The 1,326-nt window shown below is 58.1% G+C and carries 1 protein-coding gene; it reads left to right on the forward strand.

Annotated elements, in window-relative coordinates:
* A partial coding sequence (locus tag Q4P78_RS08855; protein ID WP_303340009.1) for an alpha-2-macroglobulin family protein occupies nt 1-1,326 on the forward strand: 1,326 nt, incomplete at both ends.

Genomic DNA, 1,326 nt, shown 5'->3' on the forward strand with positions numbered 1-1,326 from the left:
GATGGCCGGCATGTACGATGCCTCGCTTGATGCCTTTGCCCGTAACGAGTGGAACTATCAAGGTATCTACTTCACGCGTCGACTGCCTTGGGCGGCTTGGAATCATGAGGTGAACATGCCTTCGTGGGGTGGATACAGCCTTTCGGCTTATCTCAACAACGGCAAAAGTATGCCTATTCCGGTGCGTGAGCTGACCCATTGGCAGCAGGAACTCTTCAATCCGTATCGCGGTTTGCGAAGCTACGCCGTGTTAGACAGCGCTTCCCCACTCAGTGGGAGTGTGATGTACAGCAAGGCGGAGCGCAAGATGGCGCGCGCCAATGGGCTGGTGGCTCCTCAGATGAGCGAACGTACACTTGAGGGAGGCAGCGCCGAATCGGTCGGCACAAATGCAGCCGATGCTCTACGCACCAACTTTGCGGAGACGGCCTTCTTCCAATCTGCGTTGCGCACCAATGCAGCCGGGGAGGTGAGCATAGCCTTTACCCTGCCCGAGAGCATGACCCGCTGGAACTTCTCTGCCCTGGCGCATGACGGGGAGATGAACCACGGCAGGCTGGACACAACGCTGGTGGCGCGCAAGGAGTTTATGGTCGAAGTGGCACTGCCGCGCTTTGTGCGTCCGGGGGACCATACATTGCTGCCCGTCAAGGTATCCAACCTTTCAGACCACCCCGTGACGGCCAAACTGACCCTGACGCTTGAAGACGCTCTGCACGAAGGGCGCACCCTGCTGAACCATGCGAAGGACATCAAACTTACTGCCAGCGAGGTGAAGACCTATTACGTACCCTATACGGTGACTGAGGAGGCCGATATGCTGGTTTGCCGCGCCCAAGCCGAAGGCAGCGGATATAGCGATGGCGAGGAGCACTATCTGCCCGTGCTCAGTAACCGGGTAGAGGTGGTGCGCACGTTACCCTTCTCTATGACCGATCGGGGTGAGTACACCTACCGCATCGATACCCTCTTTCAGGGTAAGGATGCCCTGCACCGCAGCCTAGGCATAGAGCTATCGGCTCATCCCCTTTGGAATGTTGTGACCGCATTGCCCGCATTGGCAGGTAGCAGTCAGAGCTTGAGTGCTACAGAGTGGGCCACGCGCTATTACGCCCTGACCTTGGGGAAGAAGTTGGGCGAATTGCATCCGGAACTACGCCGCTTGGCCGCAGATCGGCCGCAGGAACTTTCGGCCTTAGCCAAACTACAAGCTGAAGGGCTGACCGACGGCACGCCTTGGCTACAAGACGGCGAAACAGCTAGGGCCCGAGGTGAATCCTTGCGCCAACTTTTCGATGCAGAACTCTCGGCAGCCTATCTGCATAC

Origin of the sequence: Rothia sp. (in: high G+C Gram-positive bacteria), from assembly GCF_030540545.1 — a bacterium.
GTDB lineage: Bacteria > Actinomycetota > Actinomycetes > Actinomycetales > Micrococcaceae > Rothia.